This window comes from Sphingobium phenoxybenzoativorans (genome assembly GCF_001757355.1).
GTDB classification, from domain to species: Bacteria; Pseudomonadota; Alphaproteobacteria; order Sphingomonadales; family Sphingomonadaceae; genus Sphingobium; species Sphingobium phenoxybenzoativorans.
Map to the genome: position 1 here is coordinate 57,366 of NZ_MINO01000007.1, position 22,634 is coordinate 79,999.

Consider the following 22,634-nt stretch of genomic DNA (forward strand, 5'->3'; position numbering starts at 1 on the left):
TGCCTACCGGCCGGGGAAGTCCGTCCCCGCACTTTCAATCTCGGCGATACGCAGGCTGAATCGCCAGATGCCGTCCGCACACCGCTCCAGCCGGTCGAGATAGCGCCCGAAAGCGAATATCCGCCTGTCCGCATCATCCGCCAGCAGCAGTTCGAAATAGCTGCTTGCATCGGCCCTGTCGCCTGACAGGTCGATCAGCGGAACGGCGATCACATGCTTGTGTTTCGTTTTCGGCGCGCGCGGGTGCTGCGCAATGAAGGATGCGAGTTCGCCACACCCGCTATACCGGGCGCTTTCCATCCCCTGCCCGGCCGCATATCGCGTGTCGAAAACACCTTCCGAAGTGAAGCAATCGACCCATTCGCTCTCAAGACCATAATCAATCGCATGGCAGTAGCGGTACAGCGTTCTCAGGACGGCGCGTTCATCCTCCAACCTGCCCAGCCGCGCCAGCACATCGTCCCGATCCGTCATGGAAGCCGCCTCCACAAGGGCTTCAGGACAGCATCATCAGCCCGCCATCGATCTTGATCGTCTGCCCGGTGATGAAGCGCGCGCCATCCCCCGCCAGGAAAATCATGTAGGGCAGGAAATCGCGGTCCGGGTCGCCCAGCTTGCCGCCCAAGGGGATGATCCGCGCCATTTCCGCATCATGCTGCGCCAGCCGTTCGGGCGTCATGTTGGCGCGCGTCTTTTCATACATCGGCGTCCAGATGCCGGGTGCGATCGCGTTGACGGTGATGCCATATTCGCCCCACTCCATCGCGATGCTGCGGGTCCAGGCCAGCACCGCGCCCTTAGACGCGGAATAATGCGCCTTGCGCGCCTGACCGTTGACGCCCGCCGCCGATGCGAAATTGATGATCGCCCCGCCCGCATCGCGCAGCAGGGGGAAGGCCGCCTGATTGCTGAGGAAGGTGCCGCGCGCATTGATGGCGAACACATCGTCCCAGTCCTGAACCGTGATTTCATGGGATGGCGCACCGGGGGCGATACCCGCCGCATTCACCATCACGTCGAGTCCGCCCAGCCAGGCGGCGGCCTCGGCAAAGGCTTGGTCGACCTCCGCCTTTTGCGACACGTCGCACCGGAAGAATTGCACCAGCGGCGCGGCCTCCGCGCTCAGCGCCTGCAACACCCGCTCTCCGGTTTCATTGCGGTGGAAGGCGGCAACCTTAGCGCCCTCCTCCGCAAATCCGCGAACCATGGCCGCGCCCATCCCGCTTGCGCCGCCGGTCACGATGATCCGCTTGCCCGTCAGACTTCCCATCCTATCTCTCCTGCCAGCCAGACGGCCTATTTTTCAGATCGCGCGATACGGTCATGGGCGTCCGCGATCAGGTTCACGACCATGGGCGCAAACCGGTCGCCGGCCGCCTTGGGCAGCGCGCCGGTCATGGACGCCGCCACCTTATATTCCAGGATGCACGCAAGCCGGAACTGCGCCAGCGTCAGATAATAGTCCGCGCGCGATACGTCCCGGCCGCTCTTGCGCCCATAATAATCGATCACCTCGCCGCGCGTCGGATAATGGGTGGAATCGAAATAGGCCGCGCGCGGGATGACATCCGGCCGGGCATCGTCCCGCAAATTGATGGCCAGCAACGCGACGTCCATCATCGGATCGCCGATGGTCGCCAGTTCCCAGTCGATAAGGGCGGCGACGCGCACCGGTGGATCATTGGCGAAAAGCACATTGGGCGGACCAAAATCGCCATGCACGATGCCCGGCGCGCCCATTGCGGGGATGTCCTGCCCCAGCCAGGCGGCGACGGCATCGAATCCCGGAATGTCCCGCCGCCTGTAACCGGGATAGCGCGCCTCATACCCCTCAAACTGTTTCCGCCAGCGCGAAACCTGCCGGTCCAGAAAGCCGTCGGGATGACCGAAATCGCCCAGCCCCGCCGCGCGATAATCCACCGCCTGCAACGCGACCAGCGCGTCGATCAGGGCAAAGGCCAGAGGGCGCTTTTGATCCGCCCGGTCAAAGGGCGGCGGATAGAGACAATCGCCCTCCCCCAGTTCGGCGGCCCAGCCATCCACATGCTCCATGATGTAGAATGGCGCGCCGATGATCGACGGGTCCTCACTAAACCCGAACAGTTCGGGATGCGGCACGCCTGTCCCGCCAAGCGCCTTGAGCGCCTGCGCCTCCCGCATCATCGCCTTCTCGCTGTTGGGCGGGGGATTGAGCGGCGGGCGGCGCAGCACCGCGCGGCGGCCGTTCCGTTCCAGCGCGATGATGGTGTTGCTTGTGCCGCCGTGCAGAAAGCGCGCCTGCAATGGCCCCGTTCCCAATGCGGGCGCATTGCTGTCGAGCCAGGGGACCAGCCGATCGGGCCGGAGCAATTCTTCTACTGCCGGATCAAAGGGCATTGGCGTGCCCTTCCGCGCGGAGTTGCTTCACATAGTCGATCCACGGACTCTTGTCGCCCGGCAGCGCGAGTTCGGCGGCATAGCGGTCCATCGCCGCGCCCACGCCCTTCACCAGATGCTCGGTCGGGAACAGGTCGTTGGACGGCTGATATTTCCGCAATATCTGCTTGGCGATCACCACCTTGTGCACGGCGTCCGGCCCATCGGCGGTGCCCATCACGAAGCCGCGGAACAGCATGTCCCCGAACGGCATCTCGTTGGAAATGCCGAGCGCGCCGTGGATCTTCATCGCCTTCGTCACGGTGTTGACGACAACGCGCGAGGCCAGCGTCTTGGCGGCAGAGATATCCTCCTTCACCCTTTTATAGTCGTTATATTTGTCGATCTTCCACGCGGTGCGCAGCACGAACAGCCGGAACTGCTCGATCTCCATCCAGGCGTCGGCGATCATCTCCTGCACCATCTGCTTTTCGGAGAGCTGGCTTCCCTGGGTGAAGCGGCTGAGCGCCCGCTCGCACATCATGTCGAACGCCTTGCCCGCCTGCGCGACGCTGCGCATGGCGTGATGCACGCGGCCGCCGCCCAGCCGGAATTGGGCTATGCGAAACGCCTCGCCCTCCTTGCCCAGCAGATCGGCATCGGTCAGCGGAACGCCGTCAAATTCGATATAGCCCTCGCTGCCGGTGCCGGGCAGGTCGAAGGTCGTGCCAACATTGCGCAGGATGCGTACCCCGGCGCGTTCCGCCGGGATCACGAACAAAGATGCGCCCTGATAGACCGGCACATCGGGATCGGTGATTGCGAATACGATCAGGAATTTCGCCCATCGCGCATTGGATGCATACCATTTGCGGCCGGTCAGGCGCCAGCTTCCGTCCGGCTGGCGAACGGCGCGGGTGGTGAACTGCTTGGGGTCGCCGCCGCCCTGCGGCTCCGTCATGGCGTAGCAGGACACGATGTCGCCATCGAGCAGCGGCTGTAGATACTCCCGTTTCTGCGCCTCGGTGCCGAAATGCGCCAGAATTTCGGAATTGCCCGTATCGGGCGCGGCGGTGCCGAAGATGGTCGGCGCGAACCAGGACCGGCCCAATATCTCATTCAGCAGGGCCAGCGGCACCTGGCCATAGCCGCTGCCGCCAAGCGCCTTCGGCAAATGGCATGCCCACAGCCCCTGCTCGCGAACCTCCGCCATCAACGGCTTCATGATCGCCCGCAGGCTTTGATTGTCGACCACATAGGTCTGGTCCTGATGAAACAGGCAATCGATCGGCTCGATCTTCTCGCGCACGAACGCGCGCACCCAGTCCAGCTTCTGCTGATACTCCGGCTCCGTTTCAAAAGACCACATGACGCCACTCCCGAAAGTTATGGAGCTTATTTGTCAAAATGACAACAATACGTCAATATGGAATAAATCAGGCAACCACTCCCGCATCCCGCAGATTACCGATTTCAGAGGGCGAAAAGTCGAGCATCGCCAGAATCTCGTCCGAATGCTGGCCCAGCACGGGCGGCGCGCGATCCATCACGCTGGGTTGATCCCCGAAATGCCAGAAGGAACCGGCCTGCTCCAGCAGGCCGAAGCGAGGATGCTCATAGGCGGCGACGAGCCCGCATGCGCGATTCGCCGGATCGTCGAAGAAACCGGCCGCGCCCCGCTCCCGCACGATGTCCGCCAGGCAGCCATTGTGGCGCAGGAAGGCGATGGCCTCCGGGGCGGAAAGGCGGCCCAGCGCCGCCTCCAGAGGTTGGCCGTCGAGCGCGGCGGTCATCCGGTCCCACGCCGCGTCATCCTCGGCCATGACCGCAACCCAGCCATCGGCGCAGGCGTAGAGCCGGTCCCGTTCCGATATGCCGGTCTGCGCACCGTTCAGCCGGGCGAAGGGGGTAAGGCCGCCATCCGCGAGCGCGATTGTCTCCGCGGTGAAGGCGGCCGCGCCCAGCAGGGATGCGCTGACAAAGGCTCCCTCGCCGGTCCTGTCGCGATTCCGCAGGGCGTTGAGCGTCGCCTGCAGGGACGACATGGCGCAGAGATGATCCATCATGCCGAACCGCAGCCAACTGGGGCGATTGCCCGCACCGCCGCTTTCGACCTCCCATCCCGACATGGCCTGGAATAGCTGGTCATAGCCCGGCCAGTCCTTGCGCGGCCCCGTCGCGCCGTAGGAATTGACATGGCAGTAAATGAGCGCCGGGTTGATCGCCCGCAATGCATCATAGGACAGGCCAAGCTTGGTCGCGGCCGGCATGCGCAGATTGTGGTGCGCGACGTCGGCCCAGGCGATGAGCCGCTCCATCACCGGCTTCGCGCGCGGGTCCTTCAATTGCAGCGCCAGCGCGCGCTTGCCCCGCTGACAGGCGTTGAAGCCCCAGTCGATCCAGCGCATCTGGTCGCCGGTCGTCGCCTCCACCTTTATGACATCCGCGCCAAGGTCCGCAGCCAGCAGCATGGCGAAGGGACCGGCCAGGAAATTACCGAGATCGATGATCTTCACGCCCTCCAGCGGCCGGTTGCCGCCCGCTCCGCGCGGGGGAAGTGCGGGCGGAAGCTCCGCCCTAGCCGAAGTCCGCACGATAAAGGGGGCCGCCGGTTGCCGGGTCGTCCCAAGAACGGGATCGTCCTTGTCGACAATCATACCCTGCTCCAGCAATTGCGGATCGCTGTAGAGCGCACCCATTGGCAGAACCGGCTGCGCCGCAATGTCCGCCGCCCAGAAGGCATCGAGCCATTCCTGCGCGGGGCGGGTCATGAACGCCTTGCGGTTCGCGGGCAGCAACGGGAACAGCCGCCGGATCGTGGTCGTTGGCGGCACCGGCTGCCGCTCCGCTTCGGGCAGCGCATCCAGCGCCGCCTTCATCAGCGGCACATGGTCGGCATTGGTCAGGATGTGAATCCACCGGCCATCGCCACATTCGAACAGCGACGCCTCGCTGGTCTTGGGCAAACCATCGATCAGCGATTGCGACGGCGTTTCCGCGCGATACCAATACATGGCCAGCGACGTCAGCGCGCCCTGCACTAGACTTGTCGAAATGGCATGCGCGCCAGCGCCCCGGTCCCGCGCCAGCAGGCGCGCCGATGCGCCGACAGCGGCCAGATAGGCCGCGGCCCAGCTCCCAAGCGGGAAGCGCAGATAGATGGGACCATCCCGGCCAATCGGGGCCTGTTCATACAAGACCCCGGCGTCGCCCAGGGCGAGGGAATCGCGAACGGCCATTTCCGCCTTCGCATGCGGCGCGGGATAGGCGCCGATCGCCACCGCGATCAGTTGCGGAAAGCGCGCCTCCAGCGTGGCGGCATCGATTCCGATCGCGCGGGCCTGCTCCGGCGTATAATCATGGATCAGGATGTCGGCGCGCGCCAAAAGGCTGGCCACCTTGTCGCGCCCCTCCGGCGTGGCCGGATCGGCGGCAAGGATATGCTTCCCGCGATTGCGCAGCGCCAGCAGGGGTTCAGCGTCGGCGGTGCACGGCACCGCTTCGACACGGGTGACGTCCGCCCCGGCCTCACCCAGCAGCAGCGCGGCGATCATGGCCGCCGTGCCGCCCGCCAGTTCGACCACCCGGACGTCGGAGAGCATGGTCACGCCCGCCGCCTTTCTCCTATGGGAAAGGGGGGCGGCGCATTCTACCGGCGCCGCCTGCCCCGGACAGGGCGCAGCACCATGCCGCGCCCCAATAGCTTCAGGCCAATGACTTCAGGCCAACGACCTTAGGGGCGCATGATGAAGCCGCCATCGACGCAGAGAATCTGCCCCGTGATCCAGCTTGCTTCATCGGACAGCAGGAAATTGCAGGCGTCGGCCATGTCCTTGACTTCGCCCATGCGCGCCAGCGCCAGCGAAGCGACGATGCTGTCCACCAGCCCCTCGCTCGTCGATGTCCGCGTCGCTTCGGTATCGGTCGGTCCCGGAGCGATGCCGTTGACCCGGATCTTCTTGGGGCCAAGCTCCATCGCCAGATTCTGCGTGATGCCGTTCAGGGCCAGCTTTGCGATGCCATAATAGCCCGCGCGCGGCAGCCAGGCGGCGCTGGACGACTGGTTGACGATGGAGCCGCCGCCGCGCTTTTCCATATGCGGCGCAACCGCCCTGGTCACCAGCAGGCAGCCGTCCATGTTGACCGACATGAATTTCTGCCAATAGGCATAGGGCACGTCCATCAGCGAATGCATTTCCATGCCGCCATAAATGGCCGCGTTGTTCACCAGGAAATCGATGCCGCCAAATTCCGCGACGACGGCATCGGCCATCGCCTTGCAGGATTCCTCTTTCGACACGTCGACCTTGACCGCGAAAGCCTTGCCGCCCGATGCCTTGATTTCACCCGCCACGCGCTGCGCGCCCGCTTCGTTGATATCGGCAATGGCGACGGCAGCGCCCAGCGCGGCTATCGATTTCGCATAGGCTTCGCCGATGCCGCCGCCGGCTCCGGTCACGATTGCTACCTTATTGGAAAAATCCACTCGTCCCTCCTGGTTCAGACATTATGGAAATCGCTATATTACATGCAATCATGCCCGTCCAGATCATTTCCGGTTGAGAAATCTCCAATATTTTTCTAGAAATGCATGCAAGTTAGAGCATTCGCAGAATCGCGAGGGAGGATTACGTGCTGAAAATCAAAGTCGACACAAGCCTATGTTCTGGTCATGCGCGCTGCGCCGCCATTGCAGGGGACATATATCGTCTGGATGACAATGGCTATTGCATCGCCGATGGCGATTCCGTGCCGGAGGGTCAGGAAGCTCTGGCGCAGCGGGGCGCGCGCGCCTGCCCGGAACGGGCCATCACGCTGGTCGAAGAATGAGCGCGGTTGCGGAGGACAGGCAGGTGTCACAGGAAGCGGAAAACAAGGCGCTCGTCACGGCATTCTTTGCCGATGTCGATGCCGGGCGCGCCGATGCCGCCTTCGCACGCCTTGCCCCTGACGTCGCATTCGAGCTGATCGCGCCCGCGCCGCATGGCGGCCTGTATGACCGGGACGGACTCAGCCGTTTCTTCGCCGAGGTCATGGCCCCGGCCATGGCTGGCCCCTTCAGCGTCAAGGTGACGGGCATGACGGCCGAGGGCGATCGGGTCGCGGTGGAGACCGTTTCCAACTGCGTGAACGGCAGCGGCATGCTCTATAACAACCGCTATCACAGCCTGTTCGTGATCCGGGACGGGCAGATCGTCGCCCTGCGCGAATATCTGGACTCCGCGCATCTGCTGGCGTTCATCGCCGGATAGCGCAAATCCTCATGACGGGAGGCTCCATGCGGAGCCTCCCGGACTCCTTAATGTCAAACGCCCGCCCAGCGCGGCTCCCGCTTCTCCGCAAAGGCGCGCGGCCCCTCCAGAGCATCCTGCGACGTCCGCATCGCGATGATTTCGGGATAGTCGAGATGGCTCAGCATCGCGGAGGAAATATCCTGCTCCAGCGCACGCTTCATCACCGCCTTTGACGCGCGAGTCGACAGGGGCGCCGCCTTCGCGATTTCATCGGCCAGCGCCAATGCCCCCTCCAATGCGCCACCGGCGGGCGTGACGCGGTTCACCAGGCCAAGCGAGAGAGCCTCCTGCGCCGAAATGCGCTTGGCCGTAAGCACCAGTTCCATCGCGCGCTTCGGGCCGATATGCCGCGGCAGGTGCAGCAGGCCGCCGCCCATCGCCGCCAGCCCAACCCGTACTTCGGGCAAGCCAAAGGACGCATTTTCCGCAGCGACAATCAGGTCGCACGCCAGCGCCAGTTCAAATCCGCCGCCAAGCGCCAGGCCATTGACCGCCGCGATGACCGGCTTGGTCAGGTCGAAACGGTTGGTCAGGCCGCCGAAGCCGGTGTGCGGAACGATCGGCTCGCCTTCCGCCAGTTCCTGTTTCAGGTCGTTGCCCGCGCAGAACGCCTTTTCCCCCTGGCCGGTGATAATCGCGATCCACTGGTCAGGATCTTCAGCGAATGCATCGAAACCGGCGGCGAGTTCGAAATTGGCCTTTGCATGCAAAGCATTCATCGCCTGGGGGCGTGCGATCGTGAAAATCGTCACCCTGCCCCGCCGTTCCATCTCGTAGAATTCAGGCATCATCTTTCCCCGGCATCAATATATGGTCTGAATTATTGCGTGCTGCGCACGGTAATATGCTCGACATTCGCGCGGTGCGGCAATGCGAGCACTGCGACGACCGCATCCGCCTGCATGTCGGAAGGCACCCCCTCGCCGGCATAATGGCCAAGGCCGGTCGTCTGCAGCACCTTGTAGAATTGCGCGCGGCGCTCCTCGCTCCACAACGCCTGTGAGGAGGTTTCCTCCATATAGCCGGAGCGGAAGGTGATGACGCGGATATTGTCCGGCTTCAGTTCCGTCCGCAGGCCAAGCGAGAGCGTTTCCAACGCCCCCTTGGTCGCGGCGTAGATCGTCAGCATCGGGAAGGGCGTCCCCACCGAATCCGAGGTTATGTTCATGATTTCGCCGCCACCCTGCGCCCGCATGAACGGGACCACGGCCCTGATGCAGAAGATCGGCGCCATGAAATTGGTTTCCACCTCGCACCGCACATCCTCATCCGACACATCGTCGATCGGGTTGAGCAGGCACATCACGGCATTGTTCACTAGGGTATCGATGCGGCCATAATGCGCGGCGATCTCGGCGAATACGGCGCGGATGCTGTCGGGCGATCTCAGGTCGCAGGGAAAGGCGCGTGCGCCATTGCCGATTTCAGCGGCCAAAGCCTCAAGCGCGTCGCGCGACCGCGCGACCAGCGCCACCTTCGCGCCCGCCTGCGCCAGCTTGACCGCAATGCTGCGGCCAAGGCCCTTGGAGGCGCCGGTGACAACCGCGATGCGTCCGTTCAGAGATTCCATGCCTCACCTTTTTCTCGCTATCGGACGGGCACGCTCCGGCGCGCCTCGTCAACATTGCATGCAAAATAGCAAAGTCATGTCGGTTGCAACAGAAAAAGCGCGAACAAGCCCTCGGCGGCTATTGCGATCGGGCGTCCTGCTCCAGATTGCGCCGCAGGGACTGCAGCAATTGCCGCGCCTCGCGGATCGCTCCGGCGTCAAGGCCCGCGCTGACCCGCCTCATCCAGATCGCGCCCTCCTCATCGGCCATTTCGAACACCTTCCGCCCCTCCCCGGTCAGGATCAGCCGCTTGGCGCGCTTATGGTCCGGATTGTCGATCCATTCGACCAGCGCATTGCCGACCAGATCGTCCGCAACGCGCTGAATCCCCTGACGGGACTGGCCCAGCGCCCGGCCGATGCGCGGCACGGTTGGCGGCTCCACCGCGCGGGCGATGGCCGTAAAGACGATCCAGTGGGTGGGGCGCAGGCCAGCCACGCGAGTCGTCATCTTGTTTGCGGCGACCAGCCGGCCATTGAGCCGGTAAATCTCGTCGATCAGACCGGCGAAATCATCGACAGCGGAATCATTGGCGGGGTCAGGGGCTGTGTCAGGCATATGTAGACGGCTGTCAAAATGACGCATTATTGTCAATATCGATCCCGCAATGGGACTGGCGCGACATATCGCAACCGGCCTTTCACCTATCTATTGCATGCATAATCCCAATGACATAAGATTGCGAGGTCGTCGACAGTCGGATTTCCGGGCGAGACTTCGACATTTGCATGCAATATGAGAGCGAGTTTAGAGGAGCGTTTGATGGGTGACCCTGTTTTGGCGATGAATGACGGGAACAGCGCGCCTGCACATGTTCCGGCCGAACTGGTCATCCCGTTCGATTTTCACAGCGACCCTCTTTTCAAGACGGACCCGTTTGAGGCGGTGCGCTGGCAGCATGAAAATGCGCCGCGCATTTTCTATTCGCCGACCCATTATCTGCTGCCGGGCTGCTGGATCGTCACCAAGGCGGAGGACATCCGCTACGTCCTGCAATCGCCGGAGATATTTTCCAGCCGCGGCCAGGTCGGCTTTTCCTCGCTGATCGGCGAAAATTGGGATCTTGTCCCGCTGGAACTCGATCCGCCGCACCATGCGCCGCTGCGCGGCCTGCTCAATCCGCTATTCTCCCCCAAGGAAGTGGCGAAGATGGACGCGGGCGTGCGGGAGGCCGCATCCCGCCTGATCGCGAAGATAGAGGGCGGGAAGGAATGCGAATTCGTATCCACCTTCGCTCAGCCTTTCCCGGTCTCCGTATTCCTGCAACTGCTCGGCCTCCCGCTGGAGGAGATGCCGATGTTCCTGGAGTGGGAAGCGGGCCTGCTCAAAAGCTTCAGCGCCGAAACGCGGGTAAAATCCATCCGCTCCATCGTCGATTATCTGCGCGGCGCAATTCAGCAGCGCCGCGAAAATCCCGGCACTGATCTCATCAGTTTCTCCGTCCAGGCCGAAATCGACGGACGCAAGCTGACCGAGGATGAAATCATCGGCATCTGCTTCCTGCTCTTTATCGGCGGTCTCGACACCGTGGCTTCCTCGCTGGGCTTCCATTTCCATTATCTTGCCACCCATCCCGAACTGCAGGCGAAGCTGCGCGCCGACCGCAGCCTGATCCCCGCAGCGGTCGAGGAATTTCTCCGCCTCTATTCCATCGTGATCTCACACCGCCGGGTGACGCAGGATACGGAGATTGGCGGCGTGCTGTTGAAGGCAGGCGACTGGGTGTCCGTCCCGACATTCAACGCCAGCCGCGATCCGGCGGAGTTTTCCAACCCCAACGATTTCGATCTCGACCGGGCAGCCAACCGGCATGTGGCCTTTTCCTACGGTCCGCACCGGTGCATCGGGTCGCACCTTGCCCGCCGCGAATTTGTCGTCGCCTATAATGAGATACTCGACCGCATCCCGCCTTTCCGCATCAAGGAAGGGACAGAGGTGCGCACGAATGGCGGCGCGGTGTTCGGCATCGACGAAATGCACCTCGCCTGGGATTGAGGCCGCCGCCAGCATAAAGGCTCCCATAAGGAGCGGGTGGGAAGGAGAAACGCCGTGGCGGGTCCGCTCTATGGCCGCGCATTTCAGACAGCTTATGTCACGCGCGATCTGGATGGCGCGATCGCGCGCTATGCGGCCGCCTTCGGGGTGCGCAACTTCATGGTCTTTGACACGGCGAACGGCCCCTATGCGTTGCGGGTTGGGCTGGCCTGGGCCGGCGACCGGATGGTCGAGATACTCGATCCGCAGGGGGAGCCTTCGCCGCTCTACGCCGGGACCTTGCCTGACCAGCCCGATGGCCTGCGCTTCCACCATATCGGGCATCTGATCGAGGATGCGGACCAGTGGCGCCAAGTGGAACAAGCCATAGCGCTTACGGCCACTCCGGTCGCGTCGACCATTTCCGTGCCCGGCCAGTTTGAGATCATCTATACGGACAGCCGCAGCGTCGACGGCCATTATCACGAATATGTCTATGCGATGCCGGACGGGATGCGCTTTTTCAGCGAAGTGCCGCGCAATTGACGGTTCTGGACTGACGCCGGGCGGTCAGTCCTTGGCGTCCATCATCAGCGCGATCCGGCCAATCGCCTTTCCGCTGGAGGCCAGGTCGAGCGCCTCCTGATACGCCTCCATCGTGAAGCAGGCCCCGACCCTGGGCCTTATCTCCCCGGCGGCATACAGGCTCATTATCTTCGCCAGATTGGCGGCCGCCTGCACTGGCGCAATTTTATTGAAGCGCCCGACATTCACCCCCACCAGCGATGCCCCTTTCAGCAGCGCGATATTCGCCTTGATCGCCGGGATCGCCCCGCCCGCAAATCCCACCACCAGATGCCGTCCGCCCCAGCCGAGCAGGCGGAAGGCCGCATCGCTCACATCGCCGCCCACGGGGTCGAGAACCACATCCACGGGCGACAGTCCGGCCTGTTCCCATGCCTCGCGCAGCCCGCACCCGGAAATGTCGATCACTGTGTCGGCGCCTGCCGCCAGGGCAGCGGCCCGCTTGGCCTCGCCACGCACAGCGGCGATCACGGTGGCGCCAAGGATTTTCCCCAGCTCGATGGCCGCCTGCCCCACCGATCCCGCGGCGCCAAGCACCAGAAGGCGCTCCCCCGCCGCCAGCGCGCCGCGATCCTTCAGGGCATGCCAGGCCGTCGTATAGGCGACGCGCAGCACCGCCGCCTCAGCCCACTCAACGCCGGGCGGAAGCAGCGCGACTGCATCCTGATCGACGCACAGATATTCAGCGAAGGGACCGCCCCAGGCGAGCGCGCATACCGCGTCGCCAACCCGGAAACCGGCAACGTCCGGACCGATGGCGTCGATGATCCCGGCGCATTCGCTGCCCGGCACATAGGGCAGGTCAGGCGTCACCTGATATTCGCCGCGCGCGGTCAGCGCATCGACGAAGCTGACGCCACACGCCCGGACCCGGATGCGAATCTCTGTCGCACCCGGATCCGGGACGGATGCCTCCTCCAATGCCATGCGGAGGGGCGCGAAAGACCGCACCACCACCGCACGCATGGTCCGCTCGCTCTGCACTGCGACCGGGCCGGAGAGAAGCTCAGGCGGGTTCTTTTTCCTCGATCGCATGCGGGAACATCTTCACCACATCGCCAGAGGTGACGACGCGCTTCACGCCCTGCTCCAGCGGGCTTGCGCCGCCATGCGCGCCATAGGCCTTCAGGCTGATGTCCACGTCGCGGGCCTGCTCGCGCAGCGCGCCGACCGTGCAGTTCTCGCGGCCCAGAATGGCGAAGGGATCGTAGTGGAACGCCTTCATCGCATTCTTGTGAGTCATCAGGTCGATCTCGTCATCGGGAATGCCGGCGAAGCTTTCGATCAGCCATTCCGCAGACTTCGGCCACAGCGAGTCCGAATGCGGATAGTCGCATTCATAGGTGATCGTCTCGATGCCGATCTCATGCCGGTTCGCGATGCCGAACTTGTCGTCGATGAAGCAGGTGATGAAATGCTCGCGGAAGATTTCACTCGGCTTCTTGCCGCCGAAATCGGCATGCGTCCACGCGCCATGCTGTTGATGCGTGAAGTCGGCGCGCTCCAGCAGATAGGGAATCCAGCCGATGCCGCCTTCCGAAAGCGCGATCTTCAGATTGGGATAGCGCTGCAGCGCCTTCAGGTGAATCCAGTCGGCGGCGCTCAGGGACACCGAGATCGGCATGCCGATGATCCAGGCGTCGATCGGCGATTCCATCGACGGATGCTGCGGCACATTGCCGGTGCCGATATGGTTGCAGATCACCACGTCCAGATCGGCGCAGACCTTCCACATCGGCTCCCAATAATCGGTGTGCAGGCCCGGCAGCCCCTTCTTCGACGGATTGTCGGTGAAGCTGATCGAATGGCATCCCTTCTTGGAGACGCGCTTGATCTCCTCGACGATCAGGTTGACATCCCACATCGGCGTGATCGCGGTGGGGATGAAACGGCCGGGATAGGCGCCGCACCATTCGTCGATATGCCAGTCATTATAGGCCTGCACAGCGACCAGCGCGCCATTCTTGTCCTTGGCGCTCAGGAACAGGTCGCCCGAAAATCCGGGGAAGGTCGGAAAGTTCAGCGAACCGAGCAGGCCGTTGGCGTTCATGTCCTGCACGCGCGCATGCACATTATAGGCGCCAAGGCGCATATGCTCGTAGCAGGCGGGTTCGCAGCCAAATTCTTCCGGCACGCGGCCGGCGACAGCGTTCAGACCGGGATTGGGGAGCTTGCGCCCCTCATAGACCCAGTGGTCCGCGCCATCGGTATGAACGACATGCGGCACCAGCGACTTCTGCGCAGCCGTCACATGCTGGTCGAACATGTCTGCAGGCTCAACGATATGATCATCGACGCTCACCAGAATCATGTCTTCAAGCTTCATGCCACCTCTCCTTGCAAGGCTTGCGCGCGGTGCTGCGCAGCCGCATTCACATTACGGGCGCCGCCCGTTTTCTGCGACCATAATTGCCCCAACTCGCCCTGGATGGCAACAGGATTCGCATACAATTACATGAAATCTGGAGCGGTATTTTTTTCAATATCCCCAATTTAGGTGCATTTTTCATCTAATATTGGAAATTTTGCATGCAAAATAGCAATGCCTGGTCAATGCGACACGGCGGCTCCCCTTGCGCCCGACTCCGCGCCGCCCTCCGTGGGACCATGCCGGAACGCCTGCCAGAAATGGAACGCCGCCCAGATGTTGAACAGCATCGTCAGCGCCAGCGCGGGCCGGAGCGAATATTCGCCGCCTATCGCGTCGCTGAACAGGCCCACCACCACCGGCCCAAGTCCTGACCCCAGCAGGTTGATGACCAGTTGCACCGCAGCCGCGACGATCCCGCGCATGCCCGGACTGACCAGGCCCATCGCCATGCTGTAACCGGGCGCCAGATATCCGCCCATCGCGACGCCGGTGCAGAACAGGCAGGCCAGCGCAACCGGCAGCGTCGGGGCATAGGCGAAACCGATGCCGAAGGGCACGCAAAGCAAACTCGTCACCAGCGGCACCAGCGCCAACCGGCGGCGCGATCGCGTCACCAGCCGGTCGGCGATCCGGCCGCACAGGACCGAGCCGATGGCCGAACATGCCGCCCCCGCCGCAACGACGACGCCGGCCTGGCCAAGCGGAAGCCCGTGCACGCGGATCAGCAGCGACGTCGCCCAGACCCAAAGGGCCGTGACCGTCAGCGAGGTCAGCGCCATCGCGATGCCCAGATGAATCAGCGCAGGCGTATGGCGGACATGCCGCAGAACCTCCCGCACGGTGGATGCGCCATGATGCGCCTGCTCGTCGAACCGGCCGCGCGGCGGTTCCCGCAGGGTCAGAATGATCAGCAAGGCGACCGCAATGCCCGGCAGGCCCGCGACGAAGAACGCCGCCCGCCAGCCGAAATGGGCGGCGACCACGCCCCCGATCAGGAAGCTCGACGCCACGCCGACCGCGGCGCTCAGGTAGAAAAGGCCGATCGCGGTGCTTCTTTCGCGGACCGGGAAGCTGTCCGAAATCAGGGACAGGCATAGGGGCTGCGCGCCCGCCTCCGCCGCGCCGACCCCCATCCGCATCAGCAGCAGGGTCATATAATGGCCGGCGAAACCGCACAGGACGGTCAGCCCGCTCCATATGGTGAGGATGATGCTGAACAGGGTCCGCCGCCGCACCCGGTCGATCAGCCAACCCATCGGCAGGCAGGCCAGCGCGAACGCGGTGGTGTAGGCAAGACCGCCCAACACCCCCATGCCGCTGTCGCTGACCTGAAATTCCCGCTTAATGGGTTCGATGACGACGGCGATGACCTGACGATCTATCGAATGGCAGACATAGGCGGTGGCCAGCAGCGCCAGCGCGTACCAGCGATGCGCGTCCGGCACAGGACCCGCCGGAGGAGTTTCGCTGGCCCGCGCCTGGCTTGCCACTACATCGCGACCTTCACAGAAATCCCCCCATAGCGCTTGGAATCGCGGGATACGCGCGCCCAGGACCGTGCAATGAATCCATCGGTCTGGCCCAGATTACCGTAATAAAACTCGTTCGTCAGGTTTTTGCCGAACAGCATGACCCGCCATTTGCGATCCGGGCTTTCGTAACCGATCGACGCATCAACCAGCCAGTGGCTCGGCTCCAGCGTCAGCGGATCGTTGAGGAGCTGATACTGGATCTTGTCGATCCAGCTTGCCCCGACATGGGTGAACAGGCGGCCGCCATTGTCGATGCGATGCTCATAATCGGCGGACATGTTCAGCGAGACCTTCGGCGTCTCCTTTGCCGGATGGCCGGTAAGCGACTGAGTTTCGGCGATTCCGTCATTGTTGAGGTCAAGGGTGCAGCCGCCCTGCAGCCCGGCGCGCTGGGACACATTACAGGTGACCAGACCACCGCGATATTCGGCATCGGTATAGGCAATGCCGCCCGCCAGGGTCAGGCCGCGCGTCGCCCGCCAGTTGAACTGCATCTCCACGCCGCGCGACTTGATGTCGCCGGCATTCTGCAACTGCGTGGCCAGGGTCGTGGAGTCCGGCACGGTGGTCGCCTGCTGCACATCCTTCACCTTCTGCGCGTAGAGCGCCAGGCTGAAGTAGAGCTTATTGTCCAATATGGTCTGGCGCGTGCCGACCTCAAACGCGGTGGCGATTTCCGGCGCGGCAAAGACGCGGGCGGCGGGGGTCCAGCCCGACGACAGGTCGAGCGCGGCGCCCTTGAAGCCGCGATTGAACGAGACATAATAATTCTGGTCGCGGGTCGGCACATATTGGATGCCCGCGCGGCCGGACAGATTCTTGTCGCTGCGATCCTGATCATAGGCGAAGCGCGCGACGGGCGCGGCGTTGTTGACGCCCGTTACCGGATCGAATGCGGCAACCGGGTTGTTGTAGGGCGTGCGGACATAGGTGCCGCCAACACTTTCCCATGTGTAGCGCAGGCCGCCGAACAGCTTGAAGCTGTCGATAAATTCCCAGGTCGCATCGGCGAACAGGGCCTTGCTGTCATTGCGGTAATCCGCCGTCAGCGCCGCGCCGTCGATATAGAAGCCGTTGCGGATGAAGGGGCTGGAACCGGCCAGCTCCTCCCGGTAGCGCTGGTAGAAACCGCCCGCCACCACGTCGAAACTGTCGCCGGAATAGGCGAAGCGCAGTTCCTGGGAGAAGTAATGCGAGTCGGACGGCTGGCGCGGAAAGCCCCGGTCGATGTAGGAGATGGGGTAATTATTGGGGTTCGGCGCAAAGCCCCGTCCCTTTAGCCAGCCGGTCGGCCCCGCATCGATATCAGTCGAATTATCGAAGCTATATTCGCGATAGGCGGTAATCGACGTGGCGGTCCACTTGTCAGCGAAGCGCCAGTTGACCGTTCCCGCGACGCTCCAGCCCTCCGATTCCGTCAGACTGTTGCCGTCGACATTGGTGACGTCGACACCCCGGCCGATCGGCACGCCCATCGTCACCCGCTGCAAATCGCCAAGCGCCCCGGAATTGGGCACCAGGATCATGGCGACGCCATAGGTATTCTCACGATGGCGGTAATCGCCCGCGATCAGCAGGTCGAGATCGGGCGACAGGTCCACCGCCAGCTTGCCGGAAAAGGCGTAGGTCTTGCTCCCGCCGACTTCACCGCCGATGCCGACATTGCGAATGATGGGCGACTGGTCGTCATACAGGCCGTTGAGCCGCAGGCGGACCGCATCGCTCAGCGGCAGGTTGACTGTGCCGCGCAGGACGATCTCGTCATCGGTGGTATAGTCGGCCTGCCCGGTCACCTCCAGATCGCGGCTCGGATTGCGGGTGCGGATATTGATAACGCCCGCGGTCGCATTCTTGCCGAACAGCGTGCCCTGCGGTCCTGCGAGAACCTCGATCTGCTCAATATCCATGAAGTTGGACAGGAACTCGCCCTGCCGTGCAATGGGCACGCCGTCGATCACCAGCGCCAGGCTCGGCTGAATGCCGCCCTCCTGCGCCGTCGAGGAAATGCCGCGCATGTTGAAGCTGGCGCCGCGATCCGCGCTGCCTTCGGAGAAGGTCAGGGATGGAGAAATCTGGACAAGCTGGCGGCTCTCCACGATTGCCTGCCGCTCCATCGTGACGGGCGAAAGCACCGACACGGAAACCGGAACCTCGGTAAGCGTCTGCACACGCTTTTGCGCGGTAACGATGATGTCGCCATTGGCGGCGCCGTCATCGGCCTGCGGCTGAACTTGCGCCCCTGCCTGCGCCTCGGCCTGGGTTTGGGCCAGAGCCGCCGGGGCCATCGCCGCAGCCACTGTCCATGCGGCCGCGCAGGCCATCCAACGATTTGCCTTCATTCACTCTCTCCCCAATGATTCTTTTTATTGGGGAGAGAGTAGATCACACCCATATTGCATGCAATCTAAAATGACATTGGCCGAAAATTCAAATAATCAGGCATTAAGGGCGAACAAATCGTCCAGTTGCAATGCAATTCGTCCGCCAACCTGATCCAGAAGGTGCGCCCGCTTCAGATAGAAGTGGACGGGATATTCGGCGGCGAACCCCATCCCTCCATGCAATTGGATCGCCGCCGCCGCGTTGGAAAGCGCGGCATCGAGCGCGACGATGCGCGCTGCAGTCACCTGAAACTCCGCATCGTCGCCGGCGTCCCGCACGACCACGGCGGCCAGCTTCGCCTGCGACAAGGCGGCTTCGCATCGCACGGCCATATCGGCGCAGGGATGGCTCACCGCCTGGAAAGTCCCGATCTTCTGGCCGAATTGCGTGCGCTCGCTCGCGTGCGCCACGGACAGGTCGCGGACCGCCTCCGCCGCGCCAACCAGCATCGCCGCGATCAGCAGGGATATGTGCCGGAACAAAGGTTCGGCGTCGCGGCCGCCCACCTGCAGGCCCGCCGCGCCGGAATCCAGCACTGCGCTTTCCAGCGTCACGGTGGGATCAAGGCTCCGTATCGCGCTGCGGTTGGAAAATGCGGAAGGGTCGAGCAACGTCACGCTGTCATGATCAACCAGCAAAATACGGTCGCTGCCTTCCGCATCGATCAGGAAATAGCCGCTGCCGCCAGCATCCGGCACAGCCAGCGACACCGTCGCATTCCCCGTCGCAATCGCCGCCGTCAGATCGCTCTCCCCCAGCGTCGCGGCGAGGCGCGCGGCGATGACCGATGCGAACAGAACAGGCGTCACCAGCGCCCGCCCCACTTCCCGGAACAGCAGCATTTCCTCCGTCGCGCCAAATCCGAAGCCGCCATGCTCCTCGGAAAGGCCGAGCGCTATCCAGCCCAGTTCCGCGCATTGCGGCAACAGGGCGCGATCGGCCGCCTTGGCCGGTCCTTCCTCCCATCGCAGATAATCGACCGGCAGCTCCTTCGACAGCAGCCCGCGCGCCATGTCGATGATCTGTTCTTCTTCCGGCGAAGGCATCAGGTCCATAAATATCCTATCGGCTGCGCGGCAGGCCCAGGACCCGCTCGGCGATGATGTTGCGCTGGATTTCGGCGGTGCCCCCGCCGATCGTCCGGGAGAAGGAGTAGAGATAGGGGCCGGTCCAGCCTTCTTCGGGGTCGGTCAGCTCAAGGCTTCCCGCGCCCAATATCTCCATCGACATGCGGCCCAGGCGCTGCGTCAGCAAACCGTGATAAAGCCGCAGGATGGAGGCTTCCGCGCCAGGCGCGCCGCGCCGCTCGTTCAGGGAGATGCTGGAATAGGTCATCGCCTGCAGCGCGGCGACCTCTGCGCGCAGGCGCGCCAGACGGCGCTGAATGTCCGTATCGCGGGCCAGATCCACCCTCGCTTTCACCGTCGCAATCAGGGCCTCCAGATCGGTCGCGAGCCGCACCTGCTCCGCCATGAATCCGGTGCCGCGCTCAAACCCCAGCGTCGACATCGCCACGCGCCAGCCATTGTTCAGGCCGCCCACGACATTGGCCAGCGGGATGCGGACGTCATCGTAAAACACTTCGCAATATTCGGGGTGCCCCGCGATCGTCTTGATCGGGCGGACGCGGATGCCGGGGCTGCGCATGTCGCATATGACCCAGCTTATGCCCTTATGCTTGGGCGCGTCCGGATCGGTGCGCACCAGCAATTCCTGAAAGTCCGCAAACTGGCCGAAGCTGGTCCATATCTTCTGGCCGTTCACCACCAGATGATCGCCATCAATCTCGCCGCGCGTGCGGAGCGACGCCAGGTCGGAGCCTGATCCGGGTTCGGAAAAGCCCTGACACCACACTTCCTCGCCCTTCAGGATGCGCGGCAGATGCGATGTTTTCTGTTCTTCCGATCCATTGGCGATCAGGGTCGGCCCGCCATGCAGCAGGCCGACGAAATTGACGCCGACATAGGGCGCCCCGGCCCGTGCATATTCCTGATACCAGATCAGTTGCTGGATCGTGCTGAAGCCCCTGCCGCCATATTCCTGTGGCCAGGCGATGCCAGCCCAGCCGCCGTCATATTGCCGCTTCTGCCAGGCGAGATCGAACGCCTTCATGTCCGGCCCGTCCGCAGGGCGCACCTCGCGCGGAACATTGTCCGCAAGCCATGCGCGCACCTCCTGCCGGAACAGATCATCCTCTGGCGTGAAATCAAGGTTCATGGCGTATACTCAGTTCGACAATTGGTTGAATGGAATGCCGCGGTCGAGCCGCGTTTCCTGCGGCAGTCCCAGAACACGCTCGGCGATGGTGTTCCGCAAAATCTCGTCCGTGCCCCCGGCGATGCGCAGCCCGGCGGCATAGAGCCACGCCTCCTGCATCTCGGTCAGTTCGGGATCGCCCTGACGATCGACGATGATCCCGGCTGGCCCGCGCATCTCCATCGCGAAACGGGCCATGTCCTGAATATTCCGGCCAAGGACGAGCTTGCCCATGGCGGCCTCCGGCCCCGGTTCCTCGCCCTGCGCCAGACGGGTCAGCATACGATAACGGCTGTACCGGACGCCAAGGCTGCGGACATAGAGGCTGGCCAGACGGGCGCGCGACGCCGCATCATCGATCGGCCGCCTGCCATCGGGCGCGACCTTCCGCGCCATCGCGACAACATCGTCGATGGTGATATTCGCAATGTCCGCCTCGTTCACGGACATGCGCTCGTTCAGCAGTGTCGAGATCGCGACCTTCCACCCGCCGCCGACTTCGCCCAGACGCTGACTGTCGGGAATACGGACGTCGGTCAGGAACACCTCGTTGAACGCGGCATGGCCGGATGCCTGGCGGATCGGCCGCACCTCGACGCCGGGCGAGCGCATATCGAACCAGAAATAGCTAAGGCCCGCATATTTCTCAGCACCCGGATCGGTGCGCACCAATATCGTACCCCAGTCCGACACATGCGCCCCGGTGGTCCAAACCTTCTGCCCGGTGACGATCCAGTCATCCCCGTCACGCACCGCGCGGGTGCGGACGTTGCCAAGGTCCGAACCGGCCGAGGGTTCGGAAAAGAGCTGGCACCATATTTCCTCGCCGCGCAGGGCCGGCGCGACGAAGCGCTCAAGGACTTCTGGCGCGGCCCAATTCAGCAAGGTGGTTATGCACATGCCAAGGCTGATGCCGAAGGCGTCCGGAGGCAGAGGGAAGCGACGCTGCTCCTCGTCGAAAATAACCTCCTGAATAACGCTCCCGCCACGGCCGCCATAGGCGACCGGCCAGCCGATCCGGGCATATCCGGCTTCCGCCTTTGCCGTCTGCCATTGCCGGGCAAGCGGCAGCAGGGCAAAGCCCTCCGCATCGGCCTCCCCCGGCGGGGGCGCATGACGCGGCGCATGTTTTGCCAGCCAGGCGCGAACCTCTGCGCGAAAGACGGCGTCCTCTGGCGTATCGTCGAAATCCATCAGGCCGCCTCCCGCCTGTCCAGCGCATCGGCGAGCCGGTCATGCCACTGCGCCATCGGGCCAAGCGCCTGCGCCAGCAGCCGGGACCTGCGATAATGCAGGTGGCAGTCCGCTTCCCAGGTGAACCCGATACCACCGTGAATCTGAATGCATTCGGCCGATGCGAACTCATAGGCTTCGGTCGCAGCAATGCGCGCCGCCGCCGCCGCAAGCGGCAGTTCCGGCGCGCCAGTGGCGAGCGCCCATGCCGCATAATAGGCGTTGGATCGCGCGACCTCTGTCGCGACATAAATATCGGCGAGCCGGTGCTTGATCGCCTGATAGCTGCCGATGACGCGCGCGAACGTCTTGCGCTCACGAACATAGGCGAGCGCCATTTGCAGGCAGGCTTCAGCGCCGCCCAATTGCTCGAACGCCACCAGGACCGCCGCGCGCGACACGATATGATCGCCAAGCGCGCTGCCGTTGCGCGCACCCAAAGGCTCCGCCTCCACCGCATCAAATGTGATCGCCGCATGCGGAACGCTGTCGTCGATCGTGTTCAGCGCCGAACGGGTCACGCCCGGCCGCGTCAGGTCGACAAGATGCAGGCCATCCGCCGCCGAAATAATCGCGACCCCCGCCTCCGCGCCATAGGGCACTGGCGAGACGGAGCCGGTCAGCCTGCCGTCCCGCACCGTTATCGCACCCGGCGTCAGAAACGCCGTACCGATAATCTCTCCACTCGCGAGCGCGGGCAGCCACCGCTGCATCTGCGGTTGAGTGCCAGCGGCGGCGATGGCTTCGGCCGCAAGGTAGATGGATGGGAGCATGGGCAGGGGCGCGACCGCCCGGCCAATCTCCTCCGCCAGCGCACATAGCGCGACGTGGCCGAACTCTATCCCACCCTGGCTTTCGGGAATGGCGACCGCTGGCCAGCCGAGCGCGGAAATTTCCGTCCACAGCGCCTCGCGGCGATCCGCCCCCTCTCCCTCCAGCAGAGATCGGATGAGTGCGGGCGGGGATTTATCAGCCAGCAGTCTGCGCGCTTGCTCGGCCAGCGCGCGTTCTTCCTCTGTATAATCGAAATTCACGTCCGCGC

Annotated in this window: 21 protein-coding genes; 4 read left to right on the plus strand and 17 right to left on the minus strand. The window is 63.6% G+C overall.

Features of this window, described 5'->3' with window-relative positions:
- Positions 1–3 precede the first annotated feature (3 nt).
- The 6 genes from BHQ40_RS05755 to BHQ40_RS05780 form a co-directional block, all read right to left on the minus strand.
- Entirely contained in the window at positions 4–474 is a 471-nt protein-coding gene (locus tag BHQ40_RS05755) for a nuclear transport factor 2 family protein (RefSeq protein WP_070153751.1), read from the minus strand.
- 22 nt (positions 475–496) lie between these two features.
- Positions 497–1,270, minus strand: a complete 774-nt coding sequence (locus tag BHQ40_RS05760) for an SDR family NAD(P)-dependent oxidoreductase (RefSeq protein WP_070153754.1) — start codon at positions 1,268–1,270, stop codon at positions 497–499.
- A gap of 26 nt (positions 1,271–1,296) precedes the next feature.
- The gene (locus tag BHQ40_RS05765; RefSeq protein WP_070153757.1) at positions 1,297–2,376 is read right to left on the minus strand and encodes a phosphotransferase family protein; all 1,080 of its coding nucleotides are present in this window, start codon (positions 2,374–2,376) and stop codon (positions 1,297–1,299) included.
- Positions 2,366–3,724, minus strand: coding sequence for an acyl-CoA dehydrogenase family protein (locus BHQ40_RS05770; protein ID WP_070153759.1), 1,359 nt, complete (start codon positions 3,722–3,724; stop codon positions 2,366–2,368). The genes BHQ40_RS05765 and BHQ40_RS05770 overlap by 11 nt, the downstream gene beginning before the upstream one ends.
- A gap of 67 nt (positions 3,725–3,791) precedes the next feature.
- Positions 3,792–5,957 carry a CoA transferase gene (locus BHQ40_RS05775; protein ID WP_070153762.1) on the minus strand — a complete coding sequence of 722 codons (2,166 nt, stop codon included), beginning with the start codon at positions 5,955–5,957 and terminating at the stop codon, positions 3,792–3,794.
- 131 nt (positions 5,958–6,088) lie between these two features.
- Positions 6,089–6,841 carry an SDR family oxidoreductase gene (locus tag BHQ40_RS05780; RefSeq protein ID WP_070153766.1) on the minus strand — a complete coding sequence of 251 codons (753 nt, stop codon included), beginning with the start codon at positions 6,839–6,841 and terminating at the stop codon, positions 6,089–6,091.
- A 146-nt stretch (positions 6,842–6,987) separates the two neighbouring features.
- Between BHQ40_RS05780 and BHQ40_RS05785 the strand changes: the two genes are divergently transcribed.
- Both BHQ40_RS05785 and BHQ40_RS05790 read left to right on the plus strand, forming a co-directional pair.
- The gene (locus BHQ40_RS05785) at positions 6,988–7,185 is read left to right on the plus strand and encodes a ferredoxin (protein ID WP_246524880.1); all 198 of its coding nucleotides are present in this window, start codon (positions 6,988–6,990) and stop codon (positions 7,183–7,185) included.
- A complete protein-coding gene (locus BHQ40_RS05790) occupies positions 7,182–7,607 on the plus strand; it encodes a nuclear transport factor 2 family protein (RefSeq protein ID WP_070153769.1) in 426 nt (141 codons plus the stop codon). Before BHQ40_RS05785 ends, BHQ40_RS05790 begins: the two co-directional genes overlap by 4 nt.
- Positions 7,608–7,660: 53 nt before the next feature.
- Here BHQ40_RS05790 and BHQ40_RS05795 read toward each other — a convergent pair whose 3' ends face one another.
- The 3 genes from BHQ40_RS05795 to BHQ40_RS05805 all read right to left on the minus strand — a co-directional run bounded on the left by BHQ40_RS05795 (position 7,661) and on the right by BHQ40_RS05805 (position 9,817).
- Positions 7,661–8,440 carry an enoyl-CoA hydratase-related protein gene (locus tag BHQ40_RS05795; protein ID WP_070153772.1) on the minus strand — a complete coding sequence of 260 codons (780 nt, stop codon included), beginning with the start codon at positions 8,438–8,440 and terminating at the stop codon, positions 7,661–7,663.
- Positions 8,441–8,469: 29 nt separating this feature from the next.
- Positions 8,470–9,219, minus strand: a complete 750-nt coding sequence (locus BHQ40_RS05800; RefSeq protein WP_070153775.1) for an SDR family oxidoreductase — start codon at positions 9,217–9,219, stop codon at positions 8,470–8,472.
- A gap of 118 nt (positions 9,220–9,337) precedes the next feature.
- Entirely contained in the window at positions 9,338–9,817 is a 480-nt protein-coding gene (locus tag BHQ40_RS05805) for a MarR family winged helix-turn-helix transcriptional regulator (protein WP_171905774.1), read from the minus strand.
- A gap of 204 nt (positions 9,818–10,021) precedes the next feature.
- On the opposite strand from BHQ40_RS05805, the gene BHQ40_RS05810 reads away from it, so the two are divergent.
- Together BHQ40_RS05810 and BHQ40_RS05815 are read left to right on the plus strand one after the other, a co-directional pair.
- Positions 10,022–11,254, plus strand: coding sequence for a cytochrome P450 (locus BHQ40_RS05810; protein ID WP_070153781.1), 1,233 nt, complete (start codon positions 10,022–10,024; stop codon positions 11,252–11,254).
- A gap of 54 nt (positions 11,255–11,308) precedes the next feature.
- Positions 11,309–11,779: a VOC family protein gene (locus BHQ40_RS05815; protein WP_070153786.1), complete on the plus strand. Its 471-nt coding sequence runs from the start codon at positions 11,309–11,311 to the stop codon at positions 11,777–11,779.
- Positions 11,780–11,803: 24 nt separating this feature from the next.
- Here BHQ40_RS05815 and BHQ40_RS05820 read toward each other — a convergent pair whose 3' ends face one another.
- The 8 genes from BHQ40_RS05820 to BHQ40_RS05855 all read right to left on the minus strand — a co-directional run bounded on the left by BHQ40_RS05820 (position 11,804) and on the right by BHQ40_RS05855 (position 22,626).
- Positions 11,804–12,853: an NADPH:quinone oxidoreductase family protein gene (locus tag BHQ40_RS05820; RefSeq protein WP_083276726.1), complete on the minus strand. Its 1,050-nt coding sequence runs from the start codon at positions 12,851–12,853 to the stop codon at positions 11,804–11,806.
- Positions 12,825–14,144, minus strand: coding sequence for an amidohydrolase family protein (locus tag BHQ40_RS05825; protein ID WP_070153791.1), 1,320 nt, complete (start codon positions 14,142–14,144; stop codon positions 12,825–12,827). Before BHQ40_RS05825 ends, BHQ40_RS05820 begins: the two co-directional genes overlap by 29 nt.
- A 224-nt stretch (positions 14,145–14,368) precedes the next feature.
- Positions 14,369–15,634, minus strand: a complete 1,266-nt coding sequence (locus BHQ40_RS05830) for a spinster family MFS transporter (protein WP_171905775.1) — start codon at positions 15,632–15,634, stop codon at positions 14,369–14,371.
- Between the two features lie 44 nt (positions 15,635–15,678).
- Entirely contained in the window at positions 15,679–18,060 is a 2,382-nt protein-coding gene (locus BHQ40_RS05835; protein ID WP_070153797.1) for a TonB-dependent receptor, read from the minus strand.
- 96 nt (positions 18,061–18,156) lie between these two features.
- Complete coding sequence (locus tag BHQ40_RS05840) at positions 18,157–19,158, minus strand: acyl-CoA dehydrogenase family protein (RefSeq protein ID WP_070153800.1); 1,002 nt, start codon at positions 19,156–19,158, stop codon at positions 18,157–18,159.
- A 7-nt stretch (positions 19,159–19,165) separates the two neighbouring features.
- A complete protein-coding gene (locus tag BHQ40_RS05845; RefSeq protein ID WP_070153803.1) occupies positions 19,166–20,320 on the minus strand; it encodes an acyl-CoA dehydrogenase family protein in 1,155 nt (384 codons plus the stop codon).
- Between the two features lie 9 nt (positions 20,321–20,329).
- Positions 20,330–21,553, minus strand: coding sequence for an acyl-CoA dehydrogenase family protein (locus BHQ40_RS05850; protein ID WP_070153805.1), 1,224 nt, complete (start codon positions 21,551–21,553; stop codon positions 20,330–20,332).
- On the minus strand, positions 21,553–22,626 hold the full coding sequence (locus BHQ40_RS05855) for an acyl-CoA dehydrogenase family protein (protein WP_070153807.1): 1,074 nt from the start codon (positions 22,624–22,626) through the stop codon (positions 21,553–21,555). The genes BHQ40_RS05850 and BHQ40_RS05855 overlap by 1 nt, the downstream gene beginning before the upstream one ends.
- Positions 22,627–22,634: the final 8 nt, after the last annotated feature.

Excerpts from the sequence above, each read along its gene's own strand:
- BHQ40_RS05805 (WP_171905774.1), bottom strand. The coding sequence starts at position 9,817 with ATGCCTGACACAGCCCCTGACCCCGCCAATGATTCCGCTGTCGATGAT.
- BHQ40_RS05790 (WP_070153769.1), top strand. The coding sequence starts at position 7,182 with ATGAGCGCGGTTGCGGAGGACAGGCAGGTGTCACAGGAAGCGGAAAAC.
- BHQ40_RS05835 (WP_070153797.1), bottom strand. The coding sequence starts at position 18,060 with ATGAAGGCAAATCGTTGGATGGCCTGCGCGGCCGCATGGACAGTGGCT.
- BHQ40_RS05810 (WP_070153781.1), top strand. The coding sequence starts at position 10,022 with ATGGGTGACCCTGTTTTGGCGATGAATGACGGGAACAGCGCGCCTGCA.
- BHQ40_RS05775 (WP_070153762.1), bottom strand. The coding sequence starts at position 5,957 with ATGCTCTCCGACGTCCGGGTGGTCGAACTGGCGGGCGGCACGGCGGCC.
- BHQ40_RS05795 (WP_070153772.1), bottom strand. The coding sequence starts at position 8,440 with ATGATGCCTGAATTCTACGAGATGGAACGGCGGGGCAGGGTGACGATT.
- BHQ40_RS05845 (WP_070153803.1), bottom strand. The coding sequence starts at position 20,320 with ATGAACCTTGATTTCACGCCAGAGGATGATCTGTTCCGGCAGGAGGTG.
- BHQ40_RS05760 (WP_070153754.1), bottom strand. The coding sequence starts at position 1,270 with ATGGGAAGTCTGACGGGCAAGCGGATCATCGTGACCGGCGGCGCAAGC.
- BHQ40_RS05820 (WP_083276726.1), bottom strand. The coding sequence starts at position 12,853 with ATGCGATCGAGGAAAAAGAACCCGCCTGAGCTTCTCTCCGGCCCGGTC.
- BHQ40_RS05755 (WP_070153751.1), bottom strand. The coding sequence starts at position 474 with ATGACGGATCGGGACGATGTGCTGGCGCGGCTGGGCAGGTTGGAGGAT.
- BHQ40_RS05825 (WP_070153791.1), bottom strand. The coding sequence starts at position 14,144 with ATGAAGCTTGAAGACATGATTCTGGTGAGCGTCGATGATCATATCGTT.
- BHQ40_RS05840 (WP_070153800.1), bottom strand. The coding sequence starts at position 19,158 with ATGGACCTGATGCCTTCGCCGGAAGAAGAACAGATCATCGACATGGCG.
- BHQ40_RS05765 (WP_070153757.1), bottom strand. The coding sequence starts at position 2,376 with ATGCCCTTTGATCCGGCAGTAGAAGAATTGCTCCGGCCCGATCGGCTG.
- BHQ40_RS05800 (WP_070153775.1), bottom strand. The coding sequence starts at position 9,219 with ATGGAATCTCTGAACGGACGCATCGCGGTTGTCACCGGCGCCTCCAAG.
- BHQ40_RS05770 (WP_070153759.1), bottom strand. The coding sequence starts at position 3,724 with ATGTGGTCTTTTGAAACGGAGCCGGAGTATCAGCAGAAGCTGGACTGG.
- BHQ40_RS05850 (WP_070153805.1), bottom strand. The coding sequence starts at position 21,553 with ATGGATTTCGACGATACGCCAGAGGACGCCGTCTTTCGCGCAGAGGTT.